Genomic DNA, 16259 nt, shown 5'->3' on the forward strand with positions numbered 1-16259 from the left:
GAGGCAGAAGGGAGATCAATCCATGTTCTTTGGTCGAAAAAGAGAGGTTGTTGCAGGAAGAGTCCCTCCCAACCAAAGGGTAACAACCGGTTGGCCTGTTTTGCATACAGGCGGCATTCCTGCTTACACTAAGGATCTGTCTAACTGGGATTTAAGAATATACGGACAGGTTGAGGAGGAAATGTATCTTTCTTTTGAAGAGTTGCTAAACCTTCCACAGTACATAGCCGGTAATGATATTCATTGTGTAACAGGCTGGTCTAAGCTGGATAATGAATGGAAAGGAATTCAAACATTACAGATAGCAAAACTGGCAGGCGTTAAACCGGAAGCACAGTTCGTTATCCTGCATGCGGAAGAAGGGTGGTCAACCAACCTCCCGCTCGCAGACTTTTTGCGTGACACAAGCCTTCTAGCTCATTCCCATAACGGAGATTGGCTGACTCCTGAGCATGGTTACCCGCTCAGGGCAGTCATTCCTCATCTTTATTTCTGGAAAAGCGCAAAATGGGTACGTGCGATTGAATTTACAGTCCAAAACAAGCCTGGCTTCTGGGAACGTAATGGTTATCATATGTATGGTCGTCCATGGAAAGAAGAGCGGTTTAGTTGGGATTAGTTTACAGTTAAAATGACAGTAAACCACAAAATCGGGGGGATTCTATTGAATATCATCGTTCGTTCAGAAACTATCGATGACTATCATCAAATTGCTCAAATCCATGCGATGGCCTTTTCTAACAGCAGTGGAATGGAGGAGGCGGCTTTAGTTTCTTTGCACCGAAATAGACGGCAGCATGATCCGGACTTATCACTTGTTGCAGTGCATGAAAATCAGATTATTGGACATGTTCTGTTTCATCCTCGAAAAGTAATGGTTGGAGGCCATGGACACAAAGCGGTTATCCTTGCTCCGATTGCAGTTCAACCAGAATATCAAAACAGCGGAATAGGAAGAAAGTTAATAGAAGAGGGCCTAGAAAGAGCTGAAATGAAAGGGTATGCCTTTTCAATCCTGCTTGGACATCCATCGTATTATCCGAGATTCGGCTATCAAACCAACATGTTCGGAATTTGCGGAATCAAGATAATGCTTAATGAATCTAAAGAGGCAGCCAACATTGTTGAAAGAAAGGCGACCTGCAATGATCTGGGGAAATTATCAGATCTCTGGGATCAGTGGTTTGATGATGTTGACCTTGCAATGTACCCGGGGGATGATCTTACTGACTGGCTAAGCCCGGACAAGAAAATCAACTGTTCTGTATTTGAAATTAACAATAAGTTTGCAGGCTATGTTCGATATGAGAAAGACCAGCCAGAAAACGTTAAGATGTTCTTAGCGACGGACAAACATGCGGCGCAGGAAATTCTCAAAACGCTTAGCATGCAGATCGATAATCAAAACGCTATCTTCTTACCGGTTCATCCTGAGTCAAACAAGACAATCGAAGTCTTTCAAAATGAAGGGCAGACTGATTGTAAAACATGGGAAGCAGCCATGATTCGGGTATTGGATAAAGAAAACAAACAAATAGCGGACTATTGCAACGAAGTTAAAAACCATCAGCGCTTACCGGGACTTTTGTCCTGGCCAGTCGAGTTCGATGTATGTTGAGGCCAGCAGTTAAGGTGGCCTTTTTTTGCTGCATAGGAACGCAGGACTTTTTTGTTAGATGAGAATGCTCGACATCTTTGCAACGATTATAAAAGAATAGTATTTAAATTGTGTTAAAGAATAGGAATAGGACATTCGAGGGAGTTTTAAATCTTGCCGTTTTTATTTTACCTCCAGGGGTATGGTGTTATTAGAAGGAAAAAAGGAGGTTATAAGATGGCGTTGACTCCACTAACAGCTGGAGAACTGGCAAAGAAGATTGTTGATCGAGAAGATTTGTTTTTGCTGGATGTTAGACCTGAAGAAGCATTTAATGACTGGTCGATAGAAGGCCATAATGTCGAAAAGATGAATATTCCTCTTTCAGATCTTGAAAAAGATGTAGAAAATGTGAAGGAAGAACTTCCGAAAAATAAGAACGTTTATGTGGTTTGTGCAAAAGGAATTTCCGCTCAAAAAGCTGTAGATTCTCTAAAAAAGGCAGGAGTAGAGAACGTGACATATCTCGAAGGAGGTATGACAGCCTGGAGTGAACATCTTGAGCCTGTTAAAATCGGGGAAACCGATAATGGAGCTACCATCTACCAATTCGTCCGCCTGGGGAAAGGATGCCTGTCTTATTTCATTATGGCAGAGGAAGAAGCGGCAGTCGTCGATGCAAACCGAATGATCGATGTTTATAAAAATTTTGCAACCAGGAATAATGTTCAGATTAAAGCTGTCATTGACACGCATTTACATGCAGATCATATTTCCGGGGGCAAGAAGCTGGCAGACCAGGAAGGTGCACAATACTGGATTCCTCCGAAAGATGCTGAAGAAGTGACATACGATTTTCAGCCGCTGGAAGACGGAAAAGACATCTGTTTAGGGAAAGGCGAGCAGGTGAAAATCCATCCGATTTATTCTCCAGGACATACAATCGGCAGCACTTCTCTCATTGTGGATGGAAGCTATTTATTAACCGGTGATATCCTGTTTGTTGATTCGATCGGCAGACCGGACCTCGCAGGAAAAGCGGAAGACTGGGTAAGCGATTTAAGAGCAACATTATATGACCGTTATCGTGAACTTCCTGATGATTTACTCGTACTGCCTGCTCATTTTGGACAAATCGATGAATTGAATAAGGATGGAAGTGTTGCTGCAAAGCTGAATATCCTTTACAAAGAAAATGAAGGTCTACAGGTTGAAAGCAACGAACAGTTTCGCCATATGGTGACGGATAATCTTCCCCCTCAGCCGAACTCCTACAAGGAAATACGTCTTACAAACATGGGAAAAGAAAATCCTGGAGAAGATAAGAAACAGGAAATGGAAACAGGACCTAATCGTTGTGCAGTAAGTTAACCTATAAAAAAAGGAGCTAGATAATATGAATTTTCACTATACGGTAGACAGTTCAAAAGGAATGGAAGAAACCGTTTCTTCATTGGAGCAAAATTTGAAGGAAGAAAAGTTTGGGATATTGTGGGACTTCGATCTTACCGGTAAACTGCAGGAAAAGGGAATGGATTTTAACACCCCATATCGGGTGCTTGAGGTTTGTAATCCTGCAGAAGCTAACCGCGTAATAAGCAAGAATAAATTGGTTGGATACTTTTTGCCTTGTAAGATTGCGGTGTACGAAGATAATGGACAGACGAAGATCGGTATGCCGCTCCCGACAACACTGATCGAGCTTGCTGATGACCCAGAACTAACTAACATCGCGAAAGACATAGAAGAACGCCTTATTGGATGCATTGATAAAAGTAAATAAAAGATAGGATTCCTCCATATTTTGTTATGGAGGAATTTTCTTGTTCCGTAGAAGAACTTTAAACTTTTTAGCAAAGCAGAGCACTTGGCTTAGTTGGGAAGAAAATTTAGGGAAGCAGCTAAGACAAATATGCTTCGTCATCCCCTGCCGCTTGATCAGCGAGTTTTCTTTAGCTCTTTTTTTAAAAGAAACTATTGTTTTTTCTCCTTTTTTTACTATAGTTAGGATAGAGGAGATGAAATGATGGATATTTTTAAATTTATTCTTTTAATCGGACTTATTTTATTGATCATAAATATAATTAAACCTGTTACTGCGGGCTTAAACCGCAAAAGGGCGCTTTATGGAGCTGCTGTTTGTTTTCTTGCTTACTACTATTTTATAGGCTTTGATCCGGCTGCTAAGGAAACGGTTATACAGGATAGTTCTATCTCAGCAAAGGAAGAGAAAAAGGATAAACCAGGGCAAAAGGAAAGTAATAAACAAAAAGATAATGATAAGAGCGATGAACCAGCAAAAGTGGAGCTTGAAGGCCTGGAGGATATTGAGATCGTGATGGATATTCCTTCTATGATGGGATTAACAATAGAAGAATTTATCAAAAAAGCAGGAAAACCCCCAAAAGAAAATCCTGAGAATTCAGAAGTGCTTACATATGACAATTTTTCTGTAAAAACAAAAGATAATATCGTCTATGAACTCACATATTATCCAGAAGGTTTAACATATAGTGAGGACAATGCGCTGCTCTTAGCAATGCTGGGATTTCCGCTTGCCGAACTTACAAAAGCATCGAATCCGCTTGGAGTTCCGAGGAGTTTTTACTTAATGGGAGGATACAGTGATATTAATGTGATCGGGAAGTGGGATAAACCTTTAGAAGAATACGAGGGAGAAGAAATTCCGATCGATTATATCTATGTTAAAAAGGAGATTTACCAGAAACAAGAAGAAGTTGCTGAAGAATAAGAGGATTTTTGCAAGATAGAACACAGAGGACAGCAATAATTTAATGCTCCGTCTTTAACTCTCCAGTCGGGGAGTTTTTTACTTGAAAAGGAAATAGCGCCTTTTAAATAGAAAGAATAAATCGATGATAAACTTTGCGTATTATCTTTAGTCAGGAAGGTGAATAACATGGCCCATAAAATAGGTTCTTCTGGTAGTGTAATACTGTCAGATTCAGCAAAATTTGACGAGTTGTTCTGGGAAAACTGCAATCATATAGAAATCGGAGAATTTGCAAATCGTGAGGACTTTTTAAAGTTCATGGAGAAAAACAAAGAAAAGGGATATTCCCTTGGCATCCATTTGCCATTATACCGAGACAACAGCAAATATGACTTGATCCAGGAGGTAAGCTTTACAACGGAAGAGGCTTGGGCACAGTTAGACGCAGAAACAAAGTTTTTATCGGGAATCGGGGTTGAGTATGTTCTTGTCCATTTCCCGTATTTTACAGAAAGAGTACCAGGAGACCCTTCGGAGATTATTGAAAAAGGCTTAAGAAAAATAAGCGATATACAAAAGAAACATGGGATTCCTATCGTGTGTGAGCCAAAACTTGGACCGGCAAAATCACCGGTTGGAATTGATTATCTTGATAGATTTCCAGTAGAAGTCTGGGATAAGTATGGGATAAAGCTTTGTATCGATATTGGTGATTATTTAATGGCAGCAGGAAACAAGGTGATGGAATATCTAGAAAAGTGGAAACCGTACATAAAAGTAGTTCACCTTCACAATGTTGAGTACCATGGTGATAAGTATATCTGGGTCCCTGTCCATCCAGGACATGAGGCTGATGGGAGTCATTTTAACGTCCAGAAGGTCATTGAATTTCTTGGAGGATGTAAGGAAGTCTATTTCATTTTTGAGCATACACCCCACTCCAAACCAAGCCAACAGTTTGTTTATGAAGGAGTAGAATGGGTGAAAAAGCTTATTTTGATAAATGAATAAAGAAGCGCAGTCCACTTTCGGCTCCTGTTCAATAATTAAAGTAAACAGAGCTTTAAAAGAGTGGGACTGCACTTTTTGATTGTTAATCTATTTTATCAGGTAAGTGCTCATTAGCATTAGAAATGATATACCTACTGTCATTAGGACCCAGAGCCATGCAAGCTCCATATTTCCAGCATCGATCGCAATATAGATAGCTGTTGGAATCGTCTGGGTCTTTCCCGGAATATTCCCTGCGAACATTAATGTAGCTCCGAACTCGCCGAGGGCCCTAGTAAAGCTGAGAATAAAGCCGGCAATAATTGCTTTATATGCAAGAGGGATACTGATAAACCAGAATACCTTTAACTCTCCGGCACCATCGATTCGCGATGCATCTTCAATTTGTTTGTCGACCGCTTCAAAACCAGACTTGGCAGATTGGTACATTAACGGAAAGGAAACGATACTTGCAGCGATAACTGCGGCCCACCAGGTGAAAATAACCGATTGTCCAAAAGTCCATTCGATCGCTTTTCCAACCGGGCTATTGTTGCCAAAAACTACGATTAGGATAAAACCGACTACGGATGGCGGAAGAACAAGGGGGAGCAATAATAGCGTTTCGATAAGCGCTTTTGCTTTAAATTGTTTACGAGCCATTACACGACTTAACGTTAAACCGGTGATTATAACAAGTATGCTTGAAACACATGCTACTTCAATTGATAGTTGTACTGGTTCCCAGAATCCTGTAAACATTCTAACCCTCATTTTTGCATTTCTATTAGTATAACCAGATCATACTTAGTCAAGTTAATTATATAGGTAAATGATTCTATTGGAAATAGTTCCGTCTCGACGTGCAAGGTGGTGAAAGCTTATACGAATATCTTGGGAAAAAGAAGATTGGATTCTCTTAAATTTCCCTCTTAAGTAAAAGAATTAACCAAAAAATTAACTTTATTGGCTAAGTAGCTTAACAAAACGGCTGAATAGTAGACAGAATTTTTACAATTTTCCCAATACACAACCAGGCAATTAAAGGTTACACTAGAAGAAAGAGGTTGAAAAGGGTGAATGAACAGTGCAAAAAGGGACGACTGTTACTTATAATGATGAGGAATACGTAGTGCTCTGGATTTATAATAACGGCTATTGTGAGATTCAAAAGGACCTTTTTACAGTTGAACTTGTTAAGTTAAGTGAAATTGACAACATCCAGGAAACGCTTAATGGCTAAAGGGCTTTACTTATGACCTTTTGCGCAAAGTTTAATTTCAAACCTTTTATTTGTAAAAATTCACTATTGTCTATTGTTCTGTCAGATTAAAGGAGAGGTAAAGGATGAAACCAAGAGAATTAGTCCAGATGTCAGAACTCTACAAGGGATATAAAGAGTTGCCCCTTGGCACCCATTTTAGACTTGTAATAGAAGAGCATTCAGGCGAACCAGTATTAGATATTAGGATAACGACTGAAGCAGTAAATAATGAAACGTGTGGGATCGAGTTAGACAGCAATTATACATGGCTCTGGGAAAGAGGATTAGAGTTTCTCTCAAACTATAATTACGATTTCTTCCCAATCTTGCTAATTCAAAGTATAGATGTGGAAAATGGTTTTGTCACTTCTCAGTGGGACAGTCTAATTGTTTCAAAAGAAGAAAAATTCATCTAACAAACAAGCAAGTCTTCGTTTAGAAGAAACTGCTTTTTGTAAGCCTTATGAACGGTTCGTAAATGATTCAGTATAAACAAGTATAGAATGTTACTTTTTCAGAAGCCTCTTTTACACAATTTGAGGTCATCAGATCACTTATTTGTGACAAAAGGTCATTTTAAAAAAATTATAGGTCACTGGTGCGGTTATTTACCTGGAAAACGCCTATTTTAATTCGATATTGAGCAAATAGCGGAACATATGACCTTATTTTTTTCAAAAGCAGTGTTTTATAACAAATAGCGGAACATATGACCTATACATCCAAATCTCGGATTTCCAGGCATTAATGTATTGCCAGAGGTAACCTGGTTACTGATGCCTTCTTTCCCGCACCTTTCGCTCCAATCCACTTTTCACCGAATTTACTATAAACCACCTATAGTGATGAAGTGGCCTAAACCCTATCAATCTCTAAAATCAGGAAATGCCATGTTTGTTAGCATATACTGCTGCCTGGGTTCGATCAGAAACTTCTAGCTTTGCGAGTATATTGCTAACGTGTGTCTTTACTGTTTTTAATCCTATGTACAATTCATCAGCGATTTGCTGATTTGTTTTTCCTTGTCCAACCAAAACAAGCACCTCTCTCTCTCTTCTAGTCAAATCATCATGTAAGGAACGCTGAGGTTTGCGGAATTGTGTCATCATTTTCTGGGCAACCTTTGGTTCAATTACAGACTCATCTGAAAGTGCTTTTTTGACTGTTTGTATAATTTCATCAGCTGAAGCAGTCTTTAACAGATAGCTGAATGCTCCGGCCTCGATTGCAGGAAAGACCTGTTCATCATCATAAAAGCTCGTAATAATAATAATTTTTATGTCGGGCTGGTCCTGCAATATGCTTTTAGTAGCTTCTATGCCATTAACATCGGGCATGATTAAGTCCATTAAGATAATCTCTGGTTTTAAATCTTTTGCGAGTTTAATGGCCTCTTTCCCATCCGAAGCTTCCCCGACCAATTCAAAATCAGGTTCTGTTAAGATATATGCCTTTAGTCCTTTGCGTACCATGTCATGGTCATCGACGATCATGATCTTTGTTTTATCCCTCATAAAACATAACCTCCAGTTATTTAATAGGTATTCTAATATCCAGGAATGTTCCTTCGTTTTCTTTGGAAGTAATCGTCATTTCTCCTCCAACTTCATTACAGCGTTCTTGCATGGTTCCCAATCCATAAGAGCCTTTCTTTTCATTGCTTATGTCAAAGCCTTTTCCATTGTCTCTAATTTGCAAATGTACCCTGTCGTTTTTTTCATAAAGGGCTATCTTGATTGTGGTGGCATCAGCATGCCTTAACGCATTTCCGATCCCTTCCTGGATAACCCGGAAAAGGTTTTCTTCGATACCTTTTGAAAGACCGGGTATTTCTTCAAGCTCGTTTATGAACGTAACGCCAGACTTTTTTGCTAGTTCTTCTGCCAACTTGGTCACTCCTGAACAGAGTGTATCATCAGAAAGATGGATCGGCCGTAAGTGAAGAAGAAGAGCTCTCATTTCTGCCTGTGCCTTTGATGCTATTTCAGCGACTTCTTTGATTTGTTCCTTTGCTGTTTCCACATCTCGATCAACAAGGCGAATAGCAGCGGATGACAACATATTAAGAGCGAATAACTGTTGGCTGACAGCATCGTGCAAATCCCTTGCCAATCGCTGTCTTTCTGCTATAATGGCAGCTCCCCGGGCTTTTTCTGCCAGTTGGGCTTTTTGATCGGCAAGTGTTTGCAAAGAAGAAACTTGCTTCTTGATTTTTTCGGCTAGTTGGTTTAGATCTTTCATAATGTTTCCGAGTTCATCTTCCTCGTTAATTTCAATCCGTTCCGATAGCTTGCCGCGGGATAGAACTTTGATATAAGTTGAAATATCTTCGAGCCGGTCTTTGATGGATTGAGTATCCTTATAGCCGAAATATCCTCCAGTAATAATGACAAAAAAAGCGGTGAGAAGAGGAACGAGAATACTTATGGAAAGTTCTGAACTTCCCGGGTTAAATACATACCATGCCTGTAAGCAAAGAAAAACCAGGATGGAGGAAAAAAGGCCTGAATAAATATAGGATTTGAGAAGTTTCCAGCGGAGTGTATTCAGTTTCACTTGATATCCCCCTTACACCCGGTCAACTCTTAAATCAAGTACTGAAAAATCTAATAGAAAGGTGATTTTCCGTGTTGCCGAGTCATACTCCTTCGTTTTGTAAAAAATTTCATTTCCGACTCCATCATCAGAGTAACCTCCGATTTTTAATGACGTGACTTTTGCTCGTCCTTTTATCATAAATGGAACTTCTTCCGGAATGATCACTTTGATGTCCCCAACCCAACCAGACAGTTTGATCTCTGTTTCTTTATCAGGAATAAAAGCTTTGGTGAAATCAAAATCATAATCAGCAACCGCCTTCCAGTCATCAAAAGGTTCTACTGACCAGTTCGGATCCTCGAATTTTTTATCGGCAACCATGCTGAATCCTTTATTTTTTCTAATCCTAAAAAGCATTTTAAGTCCAAAATAGATGATAACAAGCGGCCACAATTTCCAGACCATCCCAAATGTAAAGGTGATCACATCAAAACGGTCTGCTACCAGGAGCCCTCCTAATGTAACGAAGAAAAGCCCCCAGAACCAATTCCTTTTCCAAATTGATGGAATAATCGCCTCGATCAGCCACTTTAAACCGACTAATAAGATGATAAATGGATAAAAGAAGACAAAAGCTTCGGTAATTTCCATGGAAATAATCCCAATATTGACAAGAAGCAATAATATTCCGATTCCTACAAAGATAATAGCGGCCAAAAATCGACCAAATGGTATGTGTTTCATGCGAATCCCTCATTTGTCATGTCAAATATGCCTATATACATATTTGACATTAAGTTGGATAATCCTTCACTACAATAAACCTTTACACTGGTTAATAGCTCATCTGGCGTATCTCTTTCATTAGAAAAATGCTGATGGAGAAGATAACCATAATGCTGCCGGCGAATAAAAGAATAGATGTGATGGACAGCCCAACAGCGATCAAATAAGAGGTAACCATGTACGAGACCGGGATCATTCCCTGAGATGCAGTCATTAGCAAACTCATGATTCTTCCAAGCATTTTCTTTTCGGTCTTAGCTTGTAAGATCGTCATAATCGGAATATTAACCCCCTGCATCAGCAATCCGAATATAAAAAGGATACCCGCAGCAAAGTAATGGGACGGCATTAATCCGATTACCGCAAGTAAAACCGATTGCGCGATAAGACCGCCGATCGCAAGAAGCCCGGGGCGCTCAATGCTTTTTAAGACTGTAAGCAATACAGCACCGGTTAGTAATCCGATACCTAATGATGCTTCAAGTGTTGTAAGACCGAGTGCATTCTCCTTGAAAACATCTTTGACCAATAAAGGGATACCCATAGTTAATGGCCCCACTACAACAAAATTAAGAAGCAATGAAACGAACATTACGGTACGCAACAATTTGTTTTGTAATCCATATTTCAATCCTTCTTTAAAATCCTCCAAAACATTTTTGGGAAGATCAGATGGTGTTTCTTCCTTTTGTAACTTAATCCGGTAAACAGTCCAGGCTGCAAGCATCAGGCTGATCGCGGAGAGAGTAAACACTCCTTTAAAGCCAAGCGTGACAATTAAAGTTCCGCCGGCAACAGGACCGATGATAGGACTGATAGATTGCATTACTTGAAGTACACTGTTGCCCTGTTGTAAATGGCTGTCAGGCAATATTTCAGCTACAAGAGAATTCATGGCAGGATGTGAAAAAGCATCAGATATTCCAAAGAAAACAGCAAGTGTAATTAAATGCCAGACTTCAACGGAATCCATCCATATCAGTGCAACGAGAAAGGAAACCAAAAGGCCACTTGTTAAGTCAGAAATAAATAATATCGTTCTTTTATTCATTCTGTCAGCAATAATTCCGCCAAAAATCATGAACAATAACCGTGGTATCGATGCAGCGATAAATAACATGCCGAGGTATGCCCGGTTCTCGCTTATATGAAGCATCAGCCATTCTGATCCTAGAAGGTAGGCATAATACCCCGGGGATGATAGAAAGGCACCGATAACTAAGTATAAGAAATTTTTAATTTGAAAAAGCTCTTTTACAGATGTTTTATCTTTTTGCTCCATCGTTTGGTTAACACTCGTTTGAACGCTCATTTTATTCAACCCTTCATTTTGGATTTTTTTCCTTATTTTAATTTTAGAAGGAAGAAGGGGAACTCAAAACAAGCTCGGGAATGAATTTTTCTCCGTCTAGAGGCGGAGTATGCTATATTCCAAATGAAGGTTGAGAAGGCTATAATGAAGTAAGAAAGAGGAGCGCGAGTGAAACTTTTTGAATTGTTGAAGAGGAATTGAGGAATGGTGAATAAAAGGACGGACGACCTGAAAATTCGATAAGGGTTATATAAAATATGCATGAAAGCAACGTTTGTTCAATAAACTGAATATGTTAGCACTATATTTTTGAATAGATTCGGATGTGAAGAAATATTACTATGAAAGAAGGAAGATAATTCCTTGAGACGAATATTATAATAAAAGCATGTATAACAGCATGGGAGAGGTAGAAATGAAAAGAGCTTTATGTTTTGCGTTATGTGGATTTATCTTAAGTGTGGCAGCGGCAGTTTTACCGCTTCTTGATATTGTTTCTTTTTATAACCTTAGAGAAGTTTCTACGTTTACCGCATTGATGTTTCCTGCTTTAGCCGGTATTGGATGCTATCTGTTAAAGCAACGTCCGATTATCGCAGGTTTCTTATTGATCATTTCGGCAGTAGGAGGCATAATTTTTTTGTCGATTTTTTATATAATCCCTTCTTTGTTTCTAATCACATCTGGCTTTATGGGAATTGTTCTAAAAGAAGAGAGCGAGCAATGTTCTCACCCTTAAAGAAAACTTGCCGATTATATGAGCCGAAATAACTTCTTGTTCCAAGGTTTGGTGTTCATTCGCTTATAAAACGTTTCATTGCTTCAAAAACCTCATCGGGTTTTTCCTCTGGCACTAGATGGCCGGTTTTTTCAAGGACGATAAGCTTTGAATCAAGCAAATCCCTGGCCATTCGCTTTCCAACCCTCAGCGGCACAAGATGATCTTCCTTTCCCCAGATTAAAAGAGCCGGAATGTTAATTTTATTTAGTTCAACCGTAGAAAGATCACCTTCCCTTTGCCTCGCAAGACGAATCAGGCATTGGTAGAAGGCTCTTTCTTTGAATTGAGATGAATAGCCGTCGATTAATTCTTGATCGACAAGAGAATGATCATAAACAACTCGCGCTATATTTTTTTTGATATCCTTTTTCTTGATCCACTTTTCCATTAGTAAATGAAAAAAAGGAAGGTAGGTACAAAAGATAAGCGCTTTGTTTGATGGTTTAATATAACCTGAGCTACAGATTAGAACAAGTTTACTCACAAGTTCAGGCCTCTTTCTTGCAGTATGAAGAACAACCTGGCCTCCCATTGAGTGGCCGGTCAGAATGATTTTTGAGAGGTGTAGTTTTTCCAGCAAAAGTATCAATAGCTGTCCGTAGTTTTCTAAAGAATAATAAAAGTTCACTGCCTTTTCACTTTTCCCAAACCCAGGAAGGTCGACAGCCACAACATGGTATTGCTTTACGAGTAAAGGGATAAGCCGCCTGAAACTAAAGCAAGAGGATAAAAAGCCATGAACAAGAACAACGGTTTCCGCTTTTTCCTCAGACAAGGATTGATACCTTTCATAATACACTTTTGTATCCATTAAGATGATTTCTTTTGTATCCATGGTAATACTGTCCGTGCGATTGGGCATCTGCAGTCACTCCATATAAAAGTCTTCTAAATAGTATTTCCTTGCACGATGGAAAATAAAGCAAAAAAAATGACAAAACCCGGATAAGGCTTTGCCACTAAAAAGGGGGAATATAGAAAGCTTTGTAGTATATTTATTCCCAATAAAGCATTATATAAACCTATTTTTTGAAAAACTTTTTTAACTTGTCGTAAAACTATCATAAGCCTTTCAGTTTCTTGCTTATCTGGAAAATATGTTACACTGATTTTATGACAAATAATATTCGTGAGAGAAAATTAACATAACGGAGGAGAGAATGGATGACTCAGATAAAAGGATTAGGAGAAGCAATCATTGAAAAAAGATATGAACTCTCCAAAATCTCTGCCCGGTTGCGTGAAAGTGAAGAGGGAAGCCAGAAACAAGACCGCCAATTAAGAACCATCTCAGAAGAAGAGGGAAAGGAACTCCAGGCACAGTTTATATCCTTGTTGGGACAAGCATTGGTCGACGGTAAGGATTCAGTATTTGATGATGTAACAGAATGGGGACGTAAAGCGGGGCAGATTGCCGTGAATGAAGGTATTCCCCTTGAGGAGTCACTTAACGGAATAAGGCATTTTAGGCGTGCTGTATGGAAAGTAGTGGAAGAAGAAGTGGGGACGCAAAATGTTCCTTCGTCTGAAGTCGTCAGGATCGGTTATGTATTGGATCCTCTGTTGGATCGCTGTGTTTATGCTTATAGCCTTGCTTACGTTGAATCACATAAAGAGCAGCTTGATAACGCACAGCAAGCTTTCCAGGAGTTATCTGTACCTGTCGTTCCGTTAACAGATGATGTTGCTGTGCTGCCTTTGATCGGGGACATCGACACATACCGTGCCCACTTTATTATGGAAAAAGCACTAAAAAGAAGCACTGAACTTAAATTAAGCAGGTTGCTGATCGATTTATCTGGTGTACTGGTGATCGATACGATGGTAGCCCAGAGCTTATTCGAAGTGATTCAGGCACTGGAACTACTGGGCGTTAAAACGATATTGACCGGAATACGGCCTGAGCTTGCGCAAACTGCTATTCAATTAGGAATTGATTTCACAAATATTAATACAACTGCAACAATGAAACAAGCACTCCAGAATATTGGTTTTGTTACAGCGAAAAACTAAACAATATAAAAGGACACCCCTATCCTTGCAGCGGATAGGGGTGTCTTATGGTTAAACCTTTATAATCCCTAGAATATAGAGAAAGACGATAATAATAGCGATCGGAACGATGAAACGGATCAAAAAGTACCATAGGGGGAACAATGCTGCCCCTGTTGGAGAAGAAATGGAAACCTCTTTCTGTAGCACTGTTTTTGAAATTTTAACTGATACAAAAAGAGCAATTAGGAATGATCCGACTGGTAAAAGCAGGTTGCTGACAAGAAAATCAGTAGCAACAAAGAGTGTTTTACCAAAGATGGTCAGATCACCAAGCAAGCCAAACGAGAGCGTCAATGGAATTCCGAACAAGAAAACAAGTCCTCCTGACAGCCATGAAACCTTTTTGCGATTGCTTGTTTCATCTTTCGTGATCGAGGCGACAATGATCTCTAGCATTGAAAACGCGGAAGTAAGTGTCGCGAATAGTAATAGTGCAAGAAAAATAGTGAAAAACAAACTACCGAATGCCATTTTGCTGAATACCGCAGGCAAGACGGTGAATATCAAGCCGGGGTCACCAGAAGGTTCAAATCCAAACGCAAATACGGCGGGGAAAATCGCAAGTCCTGCTAAAAGCGAGATGAAGATGTTCATGCCAACGATTGAGAATACAGATCCAGGAAGATTATCCTCTTTGGAAAGATAGGAACTATACGTCACCATGATCGAGACGCCTACGCTTAAAGCGAAGAAGGATTGTCCAAGTGCATCAAGTATTGCACCCGGGGTTAACGCGTGAATATTAGGTTTTAGGAAAAAAACAACCCCTTCCCAGGCTCCTTCTAATGTCAAGGACCGAATGACTAGAATAATAAAAAGAATAAAAAGGGCGGGCATCATATACTTGCTGGCAGTTTCAATTCCGCGATGGACCCCGAATTGAACTATCGCGATAGTTAAGATTAAAAATCCTGCCTGAGCGAGGGTTGCTTCAATCGGATTTCCGATAACGGACACAAACAACTCGCCATACGCCTCGTTGCTTAAACCAGTAAGTCCTCCACTAAGGCTTCGGATGAAGTAGGTGAGGACCCAGCCTCCAATGACACTATAAAAAGATAACAGTAAAAATGAAGTGACAACTCCTAAATAGCCGATTCCTTGCCAGGCTTTTTTTGGAGCTATTACTTTATAAGCGCTTATAGCATCTTTTTGTGTATGGCGGCCGATTATGAATTCGGCAAGTAGCATCGGTGCTCCGATCAACAACGTGAATAACAGAAAGACGATCAGAAAGATGCCTCCGCCGTTAGTTCCTGTCATGTAAGGGAATTTCCATAGGGCCCCAAGGCCGATAGCTGATCCTGCTGCAGCAAGAATGAATCCAAGCCTTGACCCCCATTGTTCATGCTGTTTCATATTGTCACTCCTTATCTGTTATAAATCAGGTTTGACTGGTTAATGTTAATTTGGTCAAAACCAATTCTTTTTAAAAAAGAAAAAGGAGCTGACTCAAAATCAAAGTATCTGGCCCCTCCAACACATTTATCTGGATAAACTTGGCCAATGTTTATCCAGATATTGTGCTAAACGGAGAGAGCCAGACGCTTGGGAGTCAGCCCCGGGTATGTATAGTCCTCCCCGGATTCCTTAAAACTATAGTACGCAGGAGGATGTTTGTCAATATTACATATTTTCTGATTTTATACGGGGTACGTGTTTCCTGTTTCGATACATTGCTTAAGGTTTTGGATGTTTCTCAATAAAGATCTTTTGGTAAACCATTTCATCGAATAGCCAACGAATTTTGTTAGTTCATCGGAAAATTCAATATCGATTTCCGTATGGACCATCGTCGTTTGTTCAGATAAAGGTTCAAACTGATAATACATATCCATTACCTTTTTTGAATCAGACAATCTGAAAGCAATTAAACTGTATTTTTCGATTGAAAGGTATTTTCCGGTATATTCCTGAATAGTGCGGCCTTCCTTGACTTTATAGATAAAATGTTGTTCTTGCAAACTACCATTGGTTCCATTGTATGTGATGTCCACTAGCCCTTCCATCCACAGTTTCTTCAATCTGTCATTACTTACCCAATCAAAAGTGTTTTCTACAGCCGCATTAATAGGTGTGGAAGTAGTAAATCTCAACCGTTCAATCCCCCGTTCGCTAAAGGATTTAAGATATTAACCTATTCGACAGTATCAATCTGCTTCCTTCTAAAAATAAAAATTTCCCCGGATAAAAAATGCCTTA

At 39.6% G+C, this 16259-nt stretch carries 18 protein-coding genes; 10 read left to right on the forward strand and 8 right to left on the reverse strand.

The features are described from left to right. The first annotated feature begins 22 nt into the window (after positions 1–22). The 6 genes from FCL54_RS00700 to FCL54_RS00725 all read left to right on the forward strand — a co-directional run bounded on the left by FCL54_RS00700 (position 23) and on the right by FCL54_RS00725 (position 5342). Positions 23–619, forward strand: a complete 597-nt coding sequence (locus FCL54_RS00700) for a sulfite oxidase-like oxidoreductase (protein WP_138122134.1) — start codon at positions 23–25, stop codon at positions 617–619. A gap of 45 nt (positions 620–664) precedes the next feature. Beyond that, entirely contained in the window at positions 665–1618 is a 954-nt protein-coding gene (locus FCL54_RS00705; protein WP_171016613.1) for a GNAT family N-acetyltransferase, read from the forward strand. Between the two features lie 216 nt (positions 1619–1834). Next, positions 1835–2968, forward strand: a complete 1134-nt coding sequence (locus FCL54_RS00710) for an MBL fold metallo-hydrolase (RefSeq protein ID WP_138122138.1) — start codon at positions 1835–1837, stop codon at positions 2966–2968. Between the two features lie 25 nt (positions 2969–2993). Then, positions 2994–3380 carry a DUF302 domain-containing protein gene (locus tag FCL54_RS00715; protein ID WP_138122140.1) on the forward strand — a complete coding sequence of 129 codons (387 nt, stop codon included), beginning with the start codon at positions 2994–2996 and terminating at the stop codon, positions 3378–3380. 243 nt (positions 3381–3623) lie between these two features. Then, on the forward strand, positions 3624–4349 hold the full coding sequence (locus FCL54_RS00720) for a hypothetical protein (protein ID WP_138122142.1): 726 nt from the start codon (positions 3624–3626) through the stop codon (positions 4347–4349). Positions 4350–4517: 168 nt separating this feature from the next. Further along, positions 4518–5342, forward strand: a complete 825-nt coding sequence (locus FCL54_RS00725; RefSeq protein WP_138122144.1) for a sugar phosphate isomerase/epimerase family protein — start codon at positions 4518–4520, stop codon at positions 5340–5342. A gap of 87 nt (positions 5343–5429) precedes the next feature. Here FCL54_RS00725 and modB read toward each other — a convergent pair whose 3' ends face one another. Beyond that, positions 5430–6083, reverse strand: coding sequence for a molybdate ABC transporter permease subunit (gene modB / locus FCL54_RS00730; protein WP_138122146.1), 654 nt, complete (start codon positions 6081–6083; stop codon positions 5430–5432). A 325-nt stretch (positions 6084–6408) separates the two neighbouring features. Between modB and FCL54_RS23750 the strand changes: the two genes are divergently transcribed. Together FCL54_RS23750 and FCL54_RS00735 are read left to right on the forward strand one after the other, a co-directional pair. Next, a complete protein-coding gene (locus FCL54_RS23750; RefSeq protein ID WP_171016614.1) occupies positions 6409–6564 on the forward strand; it encodes a hypothetical protein in 156 nt (51 codons plus the stop codon). Positions 6565–6668: 104 nt separating this feature from the next. Continuing rightward, entirely contained in the window at positions 6669–7001 is a 333-nt protein-coding gene (locus FCL54_RS00735) for a hypothetical protein (RefSeq protein ID WP_138122148.1), read from the forward strand. A gap of 462 nt (positions 7002–7463) precedes the next feature. On the opposite strand, the gene FCL54_RS00740 is transcribed toward FCL54_RS00735, so the two are convergent. From FCL54_RS00740 to FCL54_RS00755, 4 genes are all read right to left on the reverse strand, one after another. Beyond that, positions 7464–8099, reverse strand: a complete 636-nt coding sequence (locus tag FCL54_RS00740; RefSeq protein WP_138122149.1) for a response regulator — start codon at positions 8097–8099, stop codon at positions 7464–7466. A 16-nt stretch (positions 8100–8115) separates the two neighbouring features. Continuing rightward, on the reverse strand, positions 8116–9141 hold the full coding sequence (locus FCL54_RS00745) for a HAMP domain-containing sensor histidine kinase (RefSeq protein ID WP_138122151.1): 1026 nt from the start codon (positions 9139–9141) through the stop codon (positions 8116–8118). Between the two features lie 12 nt (positions 9142–9153). Further along, positions 9154–9867 carry a cell wall-active antibiotics response protein LiaF gene (gene liaF, locus FCL54_RS00750; protein WP_138122153.1) on the reverse strand — a complete coding sequence of 238 codons (714 nt, stop codon included), beginning with the start codon at positions 9865–9867 and terminating at the stop codon, positions 9154–9156. Between the two features lie 91 nt (positions 9868–9958). Beyond that, positions 9959–11221 carry an MFS transporter gene (locus FCL54_RS00755; RefSeq protein ID WP_246055094.1) on the reverse strand — a complete coding sequence of 421 codons (1263 nt, stop codon included), beginning with the start codon at positions 11219–11221 and terminating at the stop codon, positions 9959–9961. Between the two features lie 415 nt (positions 11222–11636). Here FCL54_RS00755 and FCL54_RS00760 point away from each other — a divergent pair, with 415 nt between their 5' ends. Further along, on the forward strand, positions 11637–11960 hold the full coding sequence (locus FCL54_RS00760; protein WP_138122155.1) for a hypothetical protein: 324 nt from the start codon (positions 11637–11639) through the stop codon (positions 11958–11960). 55 nt (positions 11961–12015) lie between these two features. Here FCL54_RS00760 and FCL54_RS00765 read toward each other — a convergent pair whose 3' ends face one another. After that, positions 12016–12864 (reverse strand): alpha/beta fold hydrolase, encoded by an 849-nt coding sequence (locus tag FCL54_RS00765; RefSeq protein WP_246055095.1) that lies wholly within the window; start codon positions 12862–12864, stop codon positions 12016–12018. Positions 12865–13166: 302 nt separating this feature from the next. Here FCL54_RS00765 and FCL54_RS00770 point away from each other — a divergent pair, with 302 nt between their 5' ends. Further along, positions 13167–14015 (forward strand): STAS domain-containing protein, encoded by an 849-nt coding sequence (locus FCL54_RS00770; RefSeq protein WP_138122157.1) that lies wholly within the window; start codon positions 13167–13169, stop codon positions 14013–14015. 51 nt (positions 14016–14066) lie between these two features. Here FCL54_RS00770 and FCL54_RS00775 read toward each other — a convergent pair whose 3' ends face one another. Both FCL54_RS00775 and FCL54_RS00780 read right to left on the reverse strand, forming a co-directional pair. After that, positions 14067–15416 carry a sodium-dependent transporter gene (locus FCL54_RS00775; protein ID WP_138122159.1) on the reverse strand — a complete coding sequence of 450 codons (1350 nt, stop codon included), beginning with the start codon at positions 15414–15416 and terminating at the stop codon, positions 14067–14069. A 284-nt stretch (positions 15417–15700) separates the two neighbouring features. Further along, positions 15701–16153 carry an SRPBCC family protein gene (locus FCL54_RS00780; RefSeq protein ID WP_171016615.1) on the reverse strand — a complete coding sequence of 151 codons (453 nt, stop codon included), beginning with the start codon at positions 16151–16153 and terminating at the stop codon, positions 15701–15703. Positions 16154–16259 lie beyond the last annotated feature (106 nt).

The sequence above is a fragment of the Exobacillus caeni genome (genome assembly GCF_005747095.1).
GTDB lineage: Bacteria > Bacillota > Bacilli > Bacillales > Guptibacillaceae > Exobacillus > Exobacillus caeni.